General features: G+C 34.1%; 17 protein-coding genes and 2 riboswitches. All 17 genes read left to right on the top strand.

Features of this window, described 5'->3' with window-relative positions:
- Window positions 1-129: 129 nt before the first annotated feature.
- The 17 genes from CIB29_RS10110 to CIB29_RS10030 all read left to right on the top strand — a co-directional run bounded on the left by CIB29_RS10110 (window position 130) and on the right by CIB29_RS10030 (window position 16,459).
- Window positions 130-1,065, top strand: a complete 936-nt coding sequence (locus CIB29_RS10110; RefSeq protein WP_094549337.1) for a glycosyltransferase family 2 protein — start codon at window positions 130-132, stop codon at window positions 1,063-1,065.
- Window positions 1,062-2,114, top strand: a complete 1,053-nt coding sequence (locus CIB29_RS10105) for a glycosyltransferase family 4 protein (RefSeq protein ID WP_094549335.1) — start codon at window positions 1,062-1,064, stop codon at window positions 2,112-2,114. Before CIB29_RS10110 ends, CIB29_RS10105 begins: the two co-directional genes overlap by 4 nt.
- Window positions 2,115-2,161: 47 nt before the next feature.
- The gene (gene rfbA, locus CIB29_RS10100) at window positions 2,162-3,052 is read left to right on the top strand and encodes a glucose-1-phosphate thymidylyltransferase RfbA (protein WP_094549333.1); all 891 of its coding nucleotides are present in this window, start codon (window positions 2,162-2,164) and stop codon (window positions 3,050-3,052) included.
- A gap of 34 nt (window positions 3,053-3,086) precedes the next feature.
- Window positions 3,087-3,644, top strand: a complete 558-nt coding sequence (gene rfbC, locus CIB29_RS10095) for a dTDP-4-dehydrorhamnose 3,5-epimerase (RefSeq protein ID WP_094549331.1) — start codon at window positions 3,087-3,089, stop codon at window positions 3,642-3,644.
- Between the two features lie 12 nt (window positions 3,645-3,656).
- Window positions 3,657-4,691, top strand: a complete 1,035-nt coding sequence (gene rfbB, locus CIB29_RS10090; protein ID WP_094549329.1) for a dTDP-glucose 4,6-dehydratase — start codon at window positions 3,657-3,659, stop codon at window positions 4,689-4,691.
- Between the two features lie 62 nt (window positions 4,692-4,753).
- Entirely contained in the window at window positions 4,754-5,611 is an 858-nt protein-coding gene (gene rfbD / locus CIB29_RS10085) for a dTDP-4-dehydrorhamnose reductase (protein ID WP_094549327.1), read from the top strand.
- An 89-nt stretch (window positions 5,612-5,700) separates the two neighbouring features.
- Window positions 5,701-7,224, top strand: coding sequence for a murein biosynthesis integral membrane protein MurJ (gene murJ / locus CIB29_RS10080; RefSeq protein WP_094549326.1), 1,524 nt, complete (start codon window positions 5,701-5,703; stop codon window positions 7,222-7,224).
- A 215-nt stretch (window positions 7,225-7,439) separates the two neighbouring features.
- Window positions 7,440-7,859 carry a type VII toxin-antitoxin system MntA family adenylyltransferase antitoxin gene (gene mntA, locus CIB29_RS10075; RefSeq protein WP_094549324.1) on the top strand — a complete coding sequence of 140 codons (420 nt, stop codon included), beginning with the start codon at window positions 7,440-7,442 and terminating at the stop codon, window positions 7,857-7,859.
- A complete protein-coding gene (hepT, locus tag CIB29_RS10070) occupies window positions 7,849-8,259 on the top strand; it encodes a type VII toxin-antitoxin system HepT family RNase toxin (protein WP_094549322.1) in 411 nt (136 codons plus the stop codon). Before mntA ends, hepT begins: the two co-directional genes overlap by 11 nt.
- A gap of 250 nt (window positions 8,260-8,509) precedes the next feature.
- Window positions 8,510-9,217 carry a type II toxin-antitoxin system PemK/MazF family toxin gene (locus tag CIB29_RS10065; RefSeq protein ID WP_094549311.1) on the top strand — a complete coding sequence of 236 codons (708 nt, stop codon included), beginning with the start codon at window positions 8,510-8,512 and terminating at the stop codon, window positions 9,215-9,217.
- A gap of 452 nt (window positions 9,218-9,669) precedes the next feature.
- Window positions 9,670-9,756, top strand: a riboswitch (cyclic di-GMP riboswitch).
- 250 nt (window positions 9,757-10,006) lie between these two features.
- Entirely contained in the window at window positions 10,007-10,669 is a 663-nt protein-coding gene (locus CIB29_RS10060; protein WP_094549320.1) for a YveK family protein, read from the top strand.
- 153 nt (window positions 10,670-10,822) lie between these two features.
- Window positions 10,823-11,161 carry a CpsD/CapB family tyrosine-protein kinase gene (locus CIB29_RS10055; protein WP_094549318.1) on the top strand — a complete coding sequence of 113 codons (339 nt, stop codon included), beginning with the start codon at window positions 10,823-10,825 and terminating at the stop codon, window positions 11,159-11,161.
- A 229-nt stretch (window positions 11,162-11,390) separates the two neighbouring features.
- The gene (locus CIB29_RS10050; RefSeq protein ID WP_094549317.1) at window positions 11,391-12,299 is read left to right on the top strand and encodes a DUF4351 domain-containing protein; all 909 of its coding nucleotides are present in this window, start codon (window positions 11,391-11,393) and stop codon (window positions 12,297-12,299) included.
- 760 nt (window positions 12,300-13,059) lie between these two features.
- A complete protein-coding gene (locus tag CIB29_RS10045) occupies window positions 13,060-13,296 on the top strand; it encodes a DUF2442 domain-containing protein (protein WP_094549315.1) in 237 nt (78 codons plus the stop codon).
- A 168-nt stretch (window positions 13,297-13,464) separates the two neighbouring features.
- A complete protein-coding gene (locus CIB29_RS10040; RefSeq protein WP_094549317.1) occupies window positions 13,465-14,373 on the top strand; it encodes a DUF4351 domain-containing protein in 909 nt (302 codons plus the stop codon).
- A 760-nt stretch (window positions 14,374-15,133) separates the two neighbouring features.
- Window positions 15,134-15,370 (top strand): DUF2442 domain-containing protein, encoded by a 237-nt coding sequence (locus CIB29_RS10035; protein ID WP_094549315.1) that lies wholly within the window; start codon window positions 15,134-15,136, stop codon window positions 15,368-15,370.
- A gap of 168 nt (window positions 15,371-15,538) precedes the next feature.
- Window positions 15,539-16,459, top strand: coding sequence for a DUF4351 domain-containing protein (locus CIB29_RS10030; RefSeq protein WP_094549313.1), 921 nt, complete (start codon window positions 15,539-15,541; stop codon window positions 16,457-16,459).
- A 202-nt stretch (window positions 16,460-16,661) separates the two neighbouring features.
- A riboswitch (cyclic di-GMP riboswitch) is annotated at window positions 16,662-16,748 on the top strand.
- The last annotated feature ends 260 nt before the right edge of the window (window positions 16,749-17,008 follow it).

Genomic DNA, 17,008 nt, shown 5'->3' with positions numbered 1-17,008 from the left:
TCAATTGATTTAAATGTTTTTTAAAAGAAAATAAAATCCTAATCTATAAACCAGTAAAATAAAGGTTTCTTGTAGTTATAGTATTACTTAGTTATCAAACAAAAACTAATAAATAATTGAGGGATTAGAATGAAAAAGACATTAGATATTATTATTGTTAATTGGAATGCAGGAAAACAACTTTATGATTGTCTAGAATCTATACAAAATACTAATAAAGAATCTTTTAAGCTGAACAAGGTAATTGTAGTCGATAATGCTTCAACTGATGATTCTCTGAAAAATTTATTAAAATTAGATATTCCGTTAGAAATCATTCGCAACAAATCAAATCTAGGATTTGCAACAGCATGCAATCAGGGAGCAAAATTAAGTAATTCAGATTTCATATTGTTTTTAAATCCGGATACTATATTATATGAGGAATCTTTAAATATTCCTATGAAATTTATGCAAGATGATAAGAATACAGATGTTGGAATATGCGGTATTCAGCTTATAGACGAATTCGGAAAAGTTACACGTACATGTTCTCGTTTTCCTAGAACAAAATACTTTATTTCAAAGATGTTTCTAATTAATAAGCTATTTCCTAACTTAAACCATCACATGTTAGAATGGGATCATAAGAAAAATTTAGAAGTTGATCAAGTTATAGGTGCATTTTTTCTGATTAGAAGAAGTTTATTTGAAATATTGGGTGGTTTCGATGAACGATTTTTTGTATATTTTGAAGAAGTAGATTTATCGTATCGCGTAAAAGAAATAGGATTCAAAAGCATGTATTTAGCAAATGTTCAAGCTTTTCATAAAGGTGGAGGGACTTCTGAGCAAGTAAAAGCTACACGTTTATTTTATTCAATTAGAAGCAGGATTCTATATGGATTTAAACATTTTAGTTTAGGGTCTGCTATAATATTATTTTTGGCTACTTTATTTATCGAGCCAATGTCAAGAATAGGATTAGGCATAATGAGATTATCTTTAAAAGATATTAGAGAGGTTATAAAAGCGTATAGAATGTTAATTAAAGATATTCCTAATATAGTAAGGATGATAATATGAGAATACTTTTTCTTCCTAAATACCACAAAGAAGGACCTAGTTCTAGATATAGAACACACAACTATATAAAATACTTTAAAAATGCGGGATATGAGATAACAATAAAGCCTCTCTTTCATGATGGATATGTTAGTAATTTATATAAGAAAAAATCTAAAAATTATATAAAAATACTAACAGATATTTTAAATCGAGTTAAATATCTTTTACTATATAAGGCTAAATATGATGTATTAATAATCGAAAAAGAATTATTCCCATATTTTCCATATTTTATAGAAAGAATGCTTTTGGTGGGTAGTAGATATACGTTAGATTTTGATGATGCTATAAGTACTAGATATAAAGTCAATTTTATAAAAAGAATATTGCTAGGTAATAAGATAAATAAATTATCTAGAAGTGCTATATTAACAACAGTGGGTAATAAGTGGTACTGGCAGGAAATAACCCAAGGCAAGTTAAAATACTTACCAACAGTAGTTGATATGGAAAAGTACTCAATCCAAAACATTCGAAAGAGGATTAATGATATACCAATTATTGTTTGGATAGGTTCTCCATCTACAGTTAAATATTTATATACTGTACAACAAGTATTAATTGAGCTGAGCAAAGAGTTTAATTTTAAATTAAGAGTAATAGGTAGTGTTATAGATATCAAAGGAGTCAATATAGAGTGTTTACAGTGGTTTGAAGATAAGGAATTTGAATATTTATATTCCAGTGATATAGGAATAATGCCACTAGAGGACACATTATGGGAACGTGGTAAATGTGGTTTTAAATGTATTCAATATATGGCATCTTTTTTACCAGTAGTAGCATCATCTTCACCAGCCAATGAAGAAATTATTATACACGGAGAAACGGGATTTATTGCAAAGGACCATGAAGATTGGTATGAGTATCTAAAAACATTATTAGAAGACAAAGATATGCGCATTAGGCTAGGCTCTAAAGGAAGAGACAGGATAGAAAAAAACTATTCATATCAAGTATGGGGTAAAAGATATGTAAAATTTGTTGAAAATGCAATAATAGATTAAGACATTTCTATAGATTATTGACGATTTGATTTAGGAGGTAGATGTTAATGATAAAAAAAACAAAAGGGATAATCCTAGCTGGTGGCTCAGGAACCCGACTTTATCCTTTAACAATGGTAACAAGTAAACAGCTTCTACCTGTTTACGATAAACCTATGATTTATTATCCATTATCTATATTGATGTTAGCTGGTATTAGAGATATTTTAATAATATCAACTCCTGTTGATTTACCAAACTTTAAAAGACTATTAGGGGATGGTAGTCAATTTGGCATTAATTTATCTTATGCAGAACAGCCGTCACCAGACGGACTTGCTCAAGCATTTATTATTGGCGAAGAGTTTATTGGCAATGATGACTGCGCTTTAATTCTTGGAGATAACATCTTTTATGGCAATAACTTTGGAAAGATTTTAAAAGAAGCAGTTGAAAATAAAGGGAGGGCGACTGTTTTCGGTTATTATGTTGATGACCCCGAACGATTTGGAGTTGTTGAATTTGATGATGATGGCAAAGTTATTTCAATAGAAGAAAAGCCTAAAAATCCAAAGTCAAACTACGCAGTTACAGGTTTATACTTTTATGACAATCGTGTGGTTGAATATGCAAAAACATTAAAACCCAGTGCAAGAGGAGAGCTGGAGATAACTGATTTAAATAAGTTATATTTAGAACAAGGGGATTTGGATGTAAAACTTCTTGGAAGAGGTTTTGCCTGGCTTGATACTGGTACTATGGATACCCTTGTTGAGGCAGCTGAGTTTGTAAGAATGATTGAGAAAAGACAGGGAATAAAAATAGCTGCTCTTGAAGAAATTGCATATATAAATAAGTGGATTTCAAAAGCACAACTATTAGAATCAGCAAACAGATATGGCAAGTCTCCTTATGGTCAACACCTTACAAAGGTAGCTGAAGGAAAAATTAGATATTAAACTATAAGGTTGACTTAGAAATTGAGGTGATATTTTGAGAATAATAAAAACTAAGTTAGAAGGAGTATACATTATAGAACCTAAAGTTTTTGGAGATCATCGTGGTTGGTTTATGGAAAGTTACTCTAAAATTAAATTTAAAAAAAATGGAATAGATATAGATTTTGTTCAAGATAATCATTCGTTATCGGCTAAAAAAGGAACTATAAGAGGATTACATTTTCAAATTAATCCTATAGCTCAAACAAAGCTTGTTCGTTGTACAAAGGGTAGAATTTTAGATGTGGCTGTAGATATAAGAAAAGGTTCACCAACATATAAACAATGGATATCTGTTGAGCTTTCAGAGGAAAACAAAAAGCAGCTATTAATTCCAAAGGGTTTTGCACACGGATTTCTTACATTAACAGATAATGTGGAAGTACAATATAAAGTAGACGAATATTATTCTCAAGAGCATGATCGCAGTATTAGATATGATGATCCTGATATAGGAATAGATTGGGGAATTGATAATCCTATTCTTTCAGAAAAAGATTTAAAAGCACCTTTACTTAAAGATAGTGATCATAATTTTGAATATAATGAATAGGGGGACAGTTCAATGAATTTATTAGTTACTGGTGGAGCTGGTTTTATTGGTAGCAATTTTATATTTTATATGTTAAAGAAGTATCCAAATTATAGAATTGTATGTTTAGATTTACTTACATATGCAGGTAATTTATTTACATTAGAACCTGTGTTGGACAACCCTAATTTTAAATTTGTAAAAGGAGATATTGCTGATAGGGAGTTTATATTTGATTTATTTGAAGAAGAAAAATTTGATATTGTAGTTAATTTTGCAGCTGAATCTCATGTTGACAGGTCTATTGAGAACCCTGGCATATTCCTGAGAACTAATGTCTTTGGGACACAGGTACTTATGGATGCTTGTCGTAAATACGGGATAAAAAGATATCATCAAGTTTCGACAGATGAAGTTTATGGCGATCTTCCTCTTGATAGACCTGACCTGTTCTTTACTGAAGAAAGTCCGATACATACATCCTCACCCTATTCTGCTTCAAAGGCTTCTGCTGACTTGCTGGTACTATCATACTATAGGACTTTCAAACTTCCTGTAACAATATCCAGATGTTCCAACAACTATGGTCCATATCATTTCCCGGAAAAACTTATTCCACTTATGATTTCACGGGCTCTTAATGATCAACCCCTACCGGTTTATGGTAAAGGTGAAAATGTAAGAGATTGGCTCTATGTCGAAGATCATTGTAGTGCAATTGACCTCATTATACATAAAGGTACCGAAGGTGAGGTATATAATGTAGGAGGACATAACGAGAGGACTAACCTTGAGGTTGTAAAGACAATTTTAAAGGAACTTGGAAAACCAGACTCTCTTATTACCTTTGTTACTGACAGGCCAGGTCATGATCTTAGATATGCCATCGATTCATCGAAAATCCAAAGGGAACTTGGATGGAAGCCACAAGTTAAATTTGATGAAGGAATAAGGATGACCATAAAATGGTATCTTCAAAATAGTAAATGGTGGAAAAATATTATTAACGGTGAGTACAGCAGCTATTATGAAAAGATGTATGGCAACAGGCAGGTAATTGCCGGTTAATTGTGTTTATAATCAGACTGGTTAACAGATTTACAAAAATAAAGGAATAAAGGTGATGCTATTTGAAAGTTCTTGTGACAGGGGTTAAAGGTCAGCTTGGATATGATGTTGTAAAAAGGTTTAAGAGTTTAAATGTTGAATGCCTTGGGGTAGATAAAGAAAAATTTGATCTTACCGATGAAAGACAGACTATGGACTTTATTAGAAACTATAGACCTGATATAGTTGTTCACTGTGCTGCATATACCGCAGTTGATAGAGCAGAAGAAGACAGAGCTGTGTGTTATGCCGTAAATGTACTTGGAACCAGATATGTTGCTCAGGCTTGTTCGGAGGTAGGAGCAAAGATGGTATATATTAGCACTGACTACGTTTTTGATGGTAAAGGAGAAGTGCCATATGAAGTAACTGATATGCCTGCCCCTATAAACTACTATGGTCAAACTAAATATGAAGGTGAGCTCGAAGTTAAGAGACTGGTCGATAAAGCATTTATAATCAGAATTTCATGGGTGTTCGGAAAGAACGGAAATAATTTTGTAAAGACTATGCTGACACTAGGAAAAGAAAGAAAACAACTGAATGTTGTCTGTGACCAAATAGGCTCTCCAACATATACTTTTGACGTTGCACGTCTTATAACAGATATGTCTGTTACAAACAAATATGGGACGTATCATGCCACAAATGAAGGTTATTGCAGCTGGCACGAGTTTGCCAAAGAAATATTTAATTTAACTGGACTTGATGTGTGTGTTAATCCTATAAGTACAGAAGAGTATCCAACAAAAGCAATAAGGCCGAAAAATTCACGAATGTCAAAAAAGAGTCTTGATAGGTCTTTGTTTACAAGGCTTCCTGAATGGAAGGATGCTTTAAAAAGGTATTTAGACGAATTGGATTTAGTAAACGAAAAATAGTGATAGGCACTGGGATATTACTATTTGAGTTAGAGTGATTTTAATATAAAATATTTGAAAACACCGTTAAAGTAATAGAGGTAAAACACATGAAAAAAATGGCAATGCTTTTAATGTTAATCACAATACTTTCGAAAATATTTGGTTTTGCTAGAGATATTACGCTATCATACTTTTACGGAGCATCTAATATTAGTGATGCCTATTTAATATCTACTACTATACCGATGGTGATATTTGCTTTTATAGGGACAGGTATAACTACAGGTTATATTCCCATGTACAGCAAAATAGAAAATAGTAATGGGATAAAAGAGGCCAATAGATATACTAATAATCTTGTAAATGTATTAATAGTAATTTGTACTATCATAGTGATTCTAGGACTTTTATTTACTAATCCAATAGTAAAAGTTTTTGCATCAGGTTTTGAAGGAGAAACTTTAGCATTAGCTGTTAAGTTGACAAGAATAAGTTTATTTGGGATATACTTTACAGGACTTGCATATGTATTTAATGGATTTCTTCAAATAAAAGGGAACTATACTATTCCTGCACTTGTGGGATTCCCTTTTAATTTTTTGGTAATACTATTTATATTTTTAAGTGCTAAGACGAATATATTCGTATTAGCCATAGGCAGCGTGACAGCAATTGCATCTCAATTATTTTTTGTATTACCATATGTATATAAAAAAGGATATAGATATAAGTTTGTTTTAAACATAAGAGATGAACATATAAAGACTATGGCCTGTATAGCCCTTCCGGTAATAATAGGGGTATCGGTCAATCAAATCAATACTTTGGTGGACAGGACCTTGGCTTCTCAAATAGCTGAAGGTGGGATATCTGCTCTTAACTATGCCAACAGGCTTAATGGGTTCGTGCAGGGGATATTTGTCTCATCAATTGCTACTGTCATGTATCCTATGATCTCCAAAATGGCAGCGGAAAACAATATGACCGGGCTTAAAAAATCTCTGTCAGAAGCTGTAAGCTCTATTAATTTGTTAGTCATACCCACTACTGTTGGAGCTATGATTTTTGCAGGACCAGTGGTTAGACTTTTATTTGGCAGAGGGGCGTTTGATACCAATGCCATATTTATGACTTCTTATGCTTTATTCTTTTACTCCATGGGTATGATTGGTTTTGGTTTAAGGGAAGTGCTATCAAGAGCATTTTATTCCCTGCACGACACCAGGACACCTATGATGAATGCTGCTATAGCCATGGGTATGAATATTATTTTAAACATCATTCTATCTAAATTTTTAGGTATAGGAGGGCTTGCTTTAGCAACAAGTATATCGGCTATATTTTGTACCGTATTATTATTTATCAGCTTAAGAAAAAAGATTGGTCCATATGGCATGAAGAACATAACCATTTCCTTTGTAAAAATCCTGTGTGCTTCATTGGTGATGGGGATAATAGCAAAGGTTTCTTATAATGCATTGCTTAACAGTATAAACGCTAATTTATCTTTAATCATTTCAATAGGAATAGGTACATTAACCTATTTTATAATTATTTACTTTATGAATATAGAAGAAGTTGACACAATGGTAAACGTACTTAAGAGAAAGTTGAAAGGTGCTGCAGTTTAAAGCGCATTGGGGGTGAATTTGGGGACGGTTCTTGAATTGAATTTAATACTATGATAAGATAAATTGAGAGGAGGTAAATGGGGTGGAAGAAATGCCAAGGACAGCGAGAGTGGAGATGTGTCATGGGGACGGTTCCTCAGTCACATAAAAAGCGCAGGTGACAGACGAACCGTCCCCATGACACACAGAATAACAGGAATCGGGATGTGATTAGGATGAAAAATAGAAGTTTAGAATCAACCGATATAGAGAAAATTAATGATTTATTAAAAGATAAGCTGTCGCCGGATTTTACCATCCTATTTGGTTCTGCAGCAAAAGGTAAACTAAGGGATGATAGTGATGTTGACATTGCGTTTATGAGCAATTGTAGCTGTGATGAATATCACGTTTTTATGATTGCTCAGGAGCTTGCGGATACATTAGGTAGGGAAGTAGATCTGATTGATCTAAATAAAGCGTCTACGGTTTTTAAAGCACAAATTGTTGCCAATGGAAAAGTAATTTATGATAAAGAACCTTATAAGAGAATGATATTTCAAATGAAGGCATTGAAGGAATATGCTTTATTGAATGAAGAACGGCAGTGTGTCATTGATAGGATAAAGGGACGAGGTGTAGATTATGCCAACTGATATTATTTTAAACAAAGTTAGTATAATCCGGCGCTGTATAAAGAGAATACACGAGGAATATGATAACAACCTTGAGAACTTAAACAATTTTACAAAGCAGGATGCCATTATTCTAAATATTCAGAGAGCATGTGAAGCGGCAATAGACATTGCGATGCATATTGTGTCTGAAAAGGCATTAGGTTTGCCGCAGAATAGCAGGGATGCGTTTGATTTTCTTTATGAGCATCATATTATTGATAATGATTTAGCTGCGAAATTAAAAGCTATGGTAGGATTTCGTAATATTGCAGTGCATGATTATCAATCTATTAATATTAAAATCATTGAGAAAATTATTGCGTTGCATTTGGATGATTTATTAACGTTTGCAGAGATTGTTTTAAAACTTGATATGTGACACGGGGACGGTTCCTTAGTCACATATGTGACACGGGGACGGTTCCTTAGTCACATAAAAAGCGCATGTGACAGACGAACCGTCCCCATGTCATGTAAAGAAAAATGATATAGTATAAAATGTGGAAGAATATAGGCTCTGGAGAGAATACCTCACAGAGCTTTATACGTTAGAGAGTAATAGCGTTGTTCTATTATTAAAAACAAAGACAAGGGTATCGGTTTTAGTAAGAAAGGGGGGAACATAAGAATTGGAATTTAATTTTGAAACATTTGAAGAAAAAGATGGCATTAATGAACTAACAAAAGAGAAGAATTCTATATTAGATAGTATCTTTTCTGAAATAAAAAAAAGGGCTTGTGATAATGATTTTAATGAATTAATAAATGTTTTAAAGTATTACCTTTCGCCAAGTTTAAATGATTTATCATTAGAAGAAATCAAAATACTAGAATCTTGTATAATGAAATTAAAACAAGGGATTAACAAAAGAAAGCACAGTGATAGTATAAGATATTGTAACTGGTTAAATGAAAAATTAGATATTAATTTATTAGCATCTGAGCAGGAGGAAATTAGGAATAAAGATAAGAAAAAATTTCATCCCATTAGACCTAGAAGAGGAGATATTTATTTAGCCCAATTAGGGGAAAATATTGGAAAAGAAATAAATAATAAGCATCTTGTTTTAATTGTGCAAAACAATAAAGGAAATTTATATGGCAATACAGTAGTTTGCATACCAATATCAAGTAGCGGAAAATTATATCCACCACATGAAAAAATAGAATTAAAAGATATAAAAAGTGGTAGGTTAGATAAAATTCCTTCAAAGGCAAAAACAGAGCAAATTCATTATTTAGATAAAGCGCGTCTTATACACAAAGTTGCAGAACTAGAACCTGAAGCAGTAAAACGAATTTGCGATAGATTAAAGAAAAACCTTGACATGGCATAACTAGTCCCATATAATTAAATTAAGATAATTATTTAGCTTGATATATGGTCAAGCACGTGGCTATAAAATAGCGTTTTTTAGAAAAGGACAATTTGTATTGTCCTTTTCATCTTTTTTGGTTATTTTTATAATTCTGGGGAATATTATATAATAAGAAAGTATTTAGCTCAGCATTAAGGTTGAGCACATTATATTTCTTAGGGTGGCAAAGGCCACCCATTATATTTTAAAGTTTTGAAATAATCAAACATAAACCATGGGGACTAAACCATGGGGACGGTTCTTAAACCATGGGGACGGTTCTTCTGACACATAAAAAGAGCATGTGACAGAGAACCGTCCCCATGTCACATTTGTTTTTTTACAATATATGTCTTGACACAATTCGCCAAAATAGTTTATAATTTAACAAGAAATGTAAAATGTATTAATGATGGTAAATTTAAAAATAATTCGCAAAAAGGCAAACTTATCGAAAGGTAAGGACGCAAAGCTATGGGTCTAAAGTTGTTTTTGACTATGATTGCCAGGTTGCCGAAAAGAGTGTTTTTAAGGCTCAATATGGTAATTACGGGAGTATTGGGCCATTTTAATTGATAATCTAAGAACCGGTATTAAAGGGTGCATTTAATCTGGTTTATGAATATTGTGGAAAGGCTCAGAGATTGTTAACGCAGCAGAGGAAATAAATTTTTATTTGAAGGGAAAAGGCTATAATGGTATAATAATTTTGTTTATATCATACATAAAAAGCGACATATTATAAAATTTATTGAAGTGGGGTTAATTATGGAGTTAAGAGAGTATTTGCAAATTATTAGAAAAAGATTATGGGTTGTCATTCTTATCACATTACTTTCTACTACCACATCGGCAGTGATTAGCTTTTTTGTACTAAAACCTATCTATCAGTCTAATACTACGTTATATGTATTTAAAAAGATAGATACCCAGGGGGGAATTGCCTACAACGATTTGCTGGTAGGAAATCAGCTGGTAAAAGACTACCGTGAACTGGTAAAGAGCAGGCTGGTTTCCAGTACAGTTATACAGGAATTAGGGCTCAAAGACATGACCACCAGCCAGATGGCAGCCAAGTTAGGTGTTAGTTTAAAAAATGATACAAGGTTGATTGAGATAACTGCACAGGATACAGATCCTGAAATGGCAAAAGAGATTGCCAACAAAGTAGCTGAAGTTTTTAAGAAAAAAGTTGTAGAACTGATGGACGTAGAGAACGTTCAGATAATAGACAAGGCAGAAGTACCGCTTACCCCTGTTAAGCCAAAGAAAGAACTCAATGTTGCCATAGCCGCATTCGTAGGGTTGATGACAGGACTGGGAATCATTTTCTTGATAGAATACCTGGATAATACGATTAAGACGCCGGAAGACGTGCAAAAACACCTTGGTTTACCAGTTATCGGGACTATTCCGGTATTTCCGGAATAATTGGCAATTGACAATTGTCAATTACTTTTGACAACAAAGGGTGTAAGAATATGATAAGCGCAATTATTAAAATAACCAGAAAGAATTATAACTGATGATTAATGATTATGAATTGTATGTCGAATTGTTAATTCTAAGAAGGGAGTTTATTTGATGTCAGGTGAAAGATCGTTAATTGCCCATACCAACCCTAAGTCGCCTATCTCGGAGGCTTATAGAGTTTTGAGGACGAATATACAGTTTTCCAGTGTTGATAAACCTCTGAAGGTAATTGTGGTGACAAGTGCCGGGCCAGGGGAGGGTAAGACGACTACCATAGCGAATCTTGCTATTACTTTTGCACAGTCGGGAAGCAGGACTTTATTGATTGATGCGGATTTAAGAAAGCCAAAGGTACATAGGACATTTTATTTGTCTAATCAAAAGGGGATGACGAATGTCCTTGCGCAGCATGATGATTATAAGCAGCATATACAGAAGTCAGCTGTGTGACACGGGGACGGTTCCTTAGTCACATAAAAAGCGCATGTGACAGACGAACCGTCCCCATGTCACACATGTCACAGAGTGGTTGAGAAGATTGTGTGACATGGATGCAAGTGTTAAGCCACCTGTTTTAAATTGGGCAGGCGGCTTATATTTTCATCATTGACACGAACATATGTTTGATATATACTGGATTTACAATAGGTGGCAAATATGATAAACTGGAGGTGTGAAGATGCAAAAGAAAGTAACGGATAAGAATTATGATTTAATATTCAAATTGGCGGCAGGTGTATTCAAGGGAAGGATATTGGAATTTCTGGGAATAAAATGTGCACAAATAGAAAGGATATTCCCTACAGAACTTCCTAAGATAGAAGCCAATACCATGCACACTGATTTCATGTTTGAACTAAAGGACAGCAGTTTACTGCATCTGGAGTTTCAATCGGACTTTACACAGGAGACTCTTTATAGAATATTCATGTACGATGCCAGAATGATAATGCAGCATAAAAAGCCGGTCAAGACAGTGGTAATATACAGTGGCAAAAATGAGCAGCTGGAACAGGGTTTTGAGATGGGTGCAATCAATTATAGAATTGAAATAATACATATGAAGCAATATGATGGAGACATAATTTATGAACAGGAAGTACAAAAAATCAACAGTGGGCAACAGCCCGACTGGCTTAACCTGATATTTCTACCAATTATGAAAAGCACAAAAACTGTAAAAGAGAGAACCAAAGAAGTAATAAAATTATGCAGTAGAATAAAGTTAAAGAAAAGCCATTATGAGGCCATAGTATCGGCAGTTCTTGTGTTGGCCGATAAGTTTTTAAATTTGAATGATTATGAAGAGATATGGGAGGAGATAAGCATGTTGAATGTAATAAAATTTGCGGAGAAAAAAGGAATAGAAAAAGGAATAGAAAAAGGGATAGAAAAAGGAATAGAAAAAGGGATAGAAAAAGGAATAGAGCAAGTAATCATGATGCAACTGGAACAAAGAATTAAAAACATTCCATCGGATTACAGGCAGAAGATTGAGCGATTAGGAGAAGAACAGCTTAAAAAAATAGCACTGAATATATTTAATATTGAAAAGGCAGAGGACTTGGACCCATACTTAAATAACTAAGAAGCGGTGCCAGGCGCTTAGTAATGGAAAAACGAATATGAACCAAGGGGACGGTTCTAGGGTGACATAGGGACGGTTCTTCAGTCACATAAAAAGCGCATGTGACAGACGAACCGTCGGTCCGGATTTTTCTAGCATAGAGATAATGGTTAGAATACTGCGCTTGGGATTTTCACGTCTTAATAGGGCAGCTTGTTCCAGATAGTCCACTGGTATTCTGGAGGCCCGTTCCTTTTGACTTGGCTTTAATGCCTCAAGACCACCTTCATAATAGAGTTTTAAATACCTTTCCAGTGTTCTAAGGCTTACTGTGTTTGGTTTCGGACTTATTCGGTGATTTGGCGGAAATGGACCGGAAAGCATATGAAATAAGATTTTGTTGTTGCTACTTCATAACTCTGTTATGAGTAGTTTTCTTTTTTTCTTTTTATTTTTTCACACAAATACGTAATTTTACATTGGAAATTTGATAGATTTGCGGATTTTTTAAGCCGGCACTAACAAGTGGATTGAAAACTTTTGTTCTGCAAGAGGAATTAATTTTAATAGTAAGATGCTAGAATTAAAAAACTTTTTGAAATCCTTAGACACAAACCAAGGGGACGGTTCTTCTGACACATAAAATGTGACATGGGGACGGTTCCTCAGTCACATAAAAAGCGCAGGTGACAGACGAACCGTCCCCATGTCACATGAATTCTAGCAATGAATGGCGAGCTTCCTTTTAAAATTGAACCGTTAAAGTAAAGGAGGTATGTTTATGTATTTAGCTATTATTGATGTTGAACCTTTAAGGGACTACCAATTGCTATTAACTTTTGAAAATGGGGAAAAAAGAATATTTGATATGAAACCTTATCTGAACAAAGGTATTTTTAAAGAATTAAAAGATGAAAAATTGTTTAGGTCAGTTAGAGTGAGTTTTGACAGCATAGAGTGGAGTAATCAAGCGGATATTGACCCTGAAGTTCTTTATGAGGATAGTAAACCATGGTAAACCAGTAAACCATGGGGACGGTTCTTCTGACACATAAAAAGAGCATGTGACAGAGAACCGTCCCCATGTCACACCCATGTCACATATTTTCACCATTGACACGAACATATGTTTGATATATACTGGATTTACAATAGGTGGCAAATATGATAAACTGGAGGTGTGAAGATGCAAAAGAAAGTAACGGATAAGAATTATGATTTAATATTCAAATTGGCGGCAGGTGTATTCAAGGGAAGGATATTGGAATTTCTGGGAATAAAATGTGCACAAATAGAAAGGATATTCCCTACAGAACTTCCTAAGATAGAAGCCAATACCATGCACACTGATTTCATGTTTGAACTAAAGGACAGCAGTTTACTGCATCTGGAGTTTCAATCGGACTTTACACAGGAGACTCTTTATAGAATATTCATGTACGATGCCAGAATGATAATGCAGCATAAAAAGCCGGTCAAGACAGTGGTAATATACAGTGGCAAAAATGAGCAGCTGGAACAGGGTTTTGAGATGGGTGCAATCAATTATAGAATTGAAATAATACATATGAAGCAATATGATGGAGACATAATTTATGAACAGGAAGTACAAAAAATCAACAGTGGGCAACAGCCCGACTGGCTTAACCTGATATTTCTACCAATTATGAAAAGCACAAAAACTGTAAAAGAGAGAACCAAAGAAGTAATAAAATTATGCAGTAGAATAAAGTTAAAGAAAAGCCATTATGAGGCCATAGTATCGGCAGTTCTTGTGTTGGCCGATAAGTTTTTAAATTTGAATGATTATGAAGAGATATGGGAGGAGATAAGCATGTTGAATGTAATAAAATTTGCGGAGAAAAAAGGAATAGAAAAAGGAATAGAAAAAGGGATAGAAAAAGGAATAGAAAAAGGGATAGAAAAAGGAATAGAGCAAGTAATCATGATGCAACTGGAACAAAGAATTAAAAACATTCCATCGGATTACAGGCAGAAGATTGAGCGATTAGGAGAAGAACAGCTTAAAAAAATAGCACTGAATATATTTAATATTGAAAAGGCAGAGGACTTGGACCCATACTTAAATAACTAAGAAGCGGTGCCAGGCGCTTAGTAATGGAAAAACGAATATGAACCAAGGGGACGGTTCTAGGGTGACATAGGGACGGTTCTTCAGTCACATAAAAAGCGCATGTGACAGACGAACCGTCGGTCCGGATTTTTCTAGCATAGAGATAATGGTTAGAATACTGCGCTTGGGATTTTCACGTCTTAATAGGGCAGCTTGTTCCAGATAGTCCACTGGTATTCTGGAGGCCCGTTCCTTTTGACTTGGCTTTAATGCCTCAAGACCACCTTCATAATAGAGTTTTAAATACCTTTCCAGTGTTCTAAGGCTTACTGTGTTTGGTTTCGGACTTATTCGGTGATTTGGCGGAAATGGACCGGAAAGCATATGAAATAAGATTTTGTTGTTGCTACTTCATAACTCTGTTATGAGTAGTTTTCTTTTTTTCTTTTTATTTTTTCACACAAATACGTAATTTTACATTGGAAATTTGATAGATTTGCGGATTTTTTAAGCCGGCACTAACAAGTGGATTGAAAACTTTTGTTCTGCAAGAGGAATTAATTTTAATAGTAAGATGCTAGAATTAAAAAACTTTTTGAAATCCTTAGACACAAACCAAGGGGACGGTTCTTCTGACACATAAAATGTGACATGGGGACGGTTCCTCAGTCACATAAAAAGCGCAGGTGACAGACGAACCGTCCCCATGTCACATGAATTCTAGCAATGAATGGCGAGCTTCCTTTTAAAATTGAACCGTTAAAGTAAAGGAGGTATGTTTATGTATTTAGCTATTATTGATGTTGAACCTTTAAGGGACTACCAATTGCTATTAACTTTTGAAAATGGGGAAAAAAGAATATTTGATATGAAACCTTATCTGAACAAAGGTATTTTTAAAGAATTAAAAGATGAAAAATTGTTTAGGTCAGTTAGAGTGAGTTTTGACAGCATAGAGTGGAGTAATCAAGCGGATATTGACCCTGAAGTTCTTTATGAGGATAGTAAACCATGGTAAACCAGTAAACCATGGGGACGGTTCTTCTGACACATAAAAAGAGCATGTGACAGAGAACCGTCCCCATGTCACACCCATGTCACATATTTTCACCATTGACACGAACATATGTTTGATATATACTGGATTTACAATAGGTGGCAAATATGATAAACTGGAGGTGTGAAGATGCAAAAGAAAGTAACGGATAAGAATTATGATTTAATATTCAAATTGGCGGCAGGTGTATTCAAGGGAAGGATATTGGAATTTCTGGGAATAAAATGTGCACAAATAGAAAGGATATTCCCTACAGAACTTCCTAAGATAGAAGCCAATACCATGCACACTGATTTCATGTTTGAACTAAAGGACAGCAGTTTACTGCATCTGGAGTTTCAATCGGACTTTACACAGGAGACTCTTTATAGAATATTCATGTACGATGCCAGAATGATAATGCAGCATAAAAAGCCGGTCAAGACAGTGGTAATATACAGTGGCAAAAATGAGCAGCTGGAACAGGGTTTTGAGATGGGTGCAATCAATTATAGAATTGAAATAATACATATGAAGCAATATGATGGAGACATAATTTATGAACAGGAAGTACAAAAAATTAACAGTGGGCAACAGCCCGACTGGCTTAACCTGATATTTCTACCAATTATGAAAAGCACAAAAACTGTAAAAGAGAGAACCAAAGAAGTAATAAAATTATGCAGTAGAATAAAGTTAAAGAAAAGCCATTATGAGGCCATAGTATCGGCAGTTCTTGTGTTGGCCGATAAGTTTTTAAATTTGAATGATTATGAAGAGATATGGGAGGAGATAAGCATGTTGAATGTAATAAAATTTGCGGAGAAAAAAGGAATAGAAAAAGGAATAGAAAAAGGGATAGAAAAAGGAATAGAAAAAGGAATAGAAAAAGGGATAGAAAAAGGAATAGAGCAAGTAATCATGATGCAACTGGAACAAAGAATTAAAAACATTCCATCGGATTACAGGCAGAAGATTGAGCGATTAGGAGAAGAACAGCTTAAAAAAATAGCACTGAATATATTTAATATTGAAAAGGCAGAAGACTTGGACCCATACTTAAATAACTAAGAAGCGGTGCCAGGTGCTTAGTGCGGAACAATGGGGACGGTTCCTTAATCACATGTGACACACGAACCGTCCCCATGTCACACATGTCACACCCATGTCACATTTGTTTTTTTACAATATATGTCTTGACACAATTCGCCAAAATAGTTTATAATTTAACAAGAAATGTAAAATGTATTAATGATGGTAAATTTAAAAATAATTCGCAAAAAGGCAAACTTATCGAAAGGTAAGGACGCAAAGCTATGGGTCTAAAGTTGTTTTTGACTATGATTGCCAGGTTGCCGAAAAGAGTGTTTTTAAGGCTCAATATGGTAATTACGGGAGTATTGGGCCATTTTAATTGATAATCTAAGAACCGGTATTAAAGGGTGCATTTAATCTGGTTTATGAATATTGTGGAAAGGCTCAGAGATTGTTAACGCAGCAGAGGAAATAAAGGGTGCATTTAATTTAGTTGATGAATAATATTCCAAGGAAAGAATTTCATTTGAAAAGAGACAAAAAAATAGTCTAAGATACCCATGTAAATTAAATTTTAAAAAGGGG

It is taken from the genome of Petroclostridium xylanilyticum (assembly GCF_002252565.1).
Taxonomy (GTDB): Bacteria; Bacillota; Clostridia; order SK-Y3; family SK-Y3; genus Petroclostridium; species Petroclostridium xylanilyticum.
This window is presented reverse-complemented; position numbering and strand designations above follow the sequence as displayed.

What these genes read in the sequence shown, in the direction of transcription:
- CIB29_RS10110 (WP_094549337.1), top strand. Translation starts at nt 130, where the DNA reads ATGAAAAAGACATTAGATATTATTATTGTTAATTGGAATGCAGGAAAA.
- CIB29_RS10105 (WP_094549335.1), top strand. Translation starts at nt 1,062, where the DNA reads ATGAGAATACTTTTTCTTCCTAAATACCACAAAGAAGGACCTAGTTCT.
- rfbA (WP_094549333.1), top strand. Translation starts at nt 2,162, where the DNA reads ATGATAAAAAAAACAAAAGGGATAATCCTAGCTGGTGGCTCAGGAACC.
- rfbB (WP_094549329.1), top strand. Translation starts at nt 3,657, where the DNA reads ATGAATTTATTAGTTACTGGTGGAGCTGGTTTTATTGGTAGCAATTTT.
- murJ (WP_094549326.1), top strand. Translation starts at nt 5,701, where the DNA reads ATGAAAAAAATGGCAATGCTTTTAATGTTAATCACAATACTTTCGAAA.
- mntA (WP_094549324.1), top strand. Translation starts at nt 7,440, where the DNA reads ATGAAAAATAGAAGTTTAGAATCAACCGATATAGAGAAAATTAATGAT.
- hepT (WP_094549322.1), top strand. Translation starts at nt 7,849, where the DNA reads ATGCCAACTGATATTATTTTAAACAAAGTTAGTATAATCCGGCGCTGT.
- CIB29_RS10060 (WP_094549320.1), top strand. Translation starts at nt 10,007, where the DNA reads ATGGAGTTAAGAGAGTATTTGCAAATTATTAGAAAAAGATTATGGGTT.
- CIB29_RS10055 (WP_094549318.1), top strand. Translation starts at nt 10,823, where the DNA reads ATGTCAGGTGAAAGATCGTTAATTGCCCATACCAACCCTAAGTCGCCT.
- CIB29_RS10050 (WP_094549317.1), top strand. Translation starts at nt 11,391, where the DNA reads ATGCAAAAGAAAGTAACGGATAAGAATTATGATTTAATATTCAAATTG.
- CIB29_RS10045 (WP_094549315.1), top strand. Translation starts at nt 13,060, where the DNA reads ATGTATTTAGCTATTATTGATGTTGAACCTTTAAGGGACTACCAATTG.
- CIB29_RS10040 (WP_094549317.1), top strand. Translation starts at nt 13,465, where the DNA reads ATGCAAAAGAAAGTAACGGATAAGAATTATGATTTAATATTCAAATTG.
- CIB29_RS10035 (WP_094549315.1), top strand. Translation starts at nt 15,134, where the DNA reads ATGTATTTAGCTATTATTGATGTTGAACCTTTAAGGGACTACCAATTG.
- CIB29_RS10030 (WP_094549313.1), top strand. Translation starts at nt 15,539, where the DNA reads ATGCAAAAGAAAGTAACGGATAAGAATTATGATTTAATATTCAAATTG.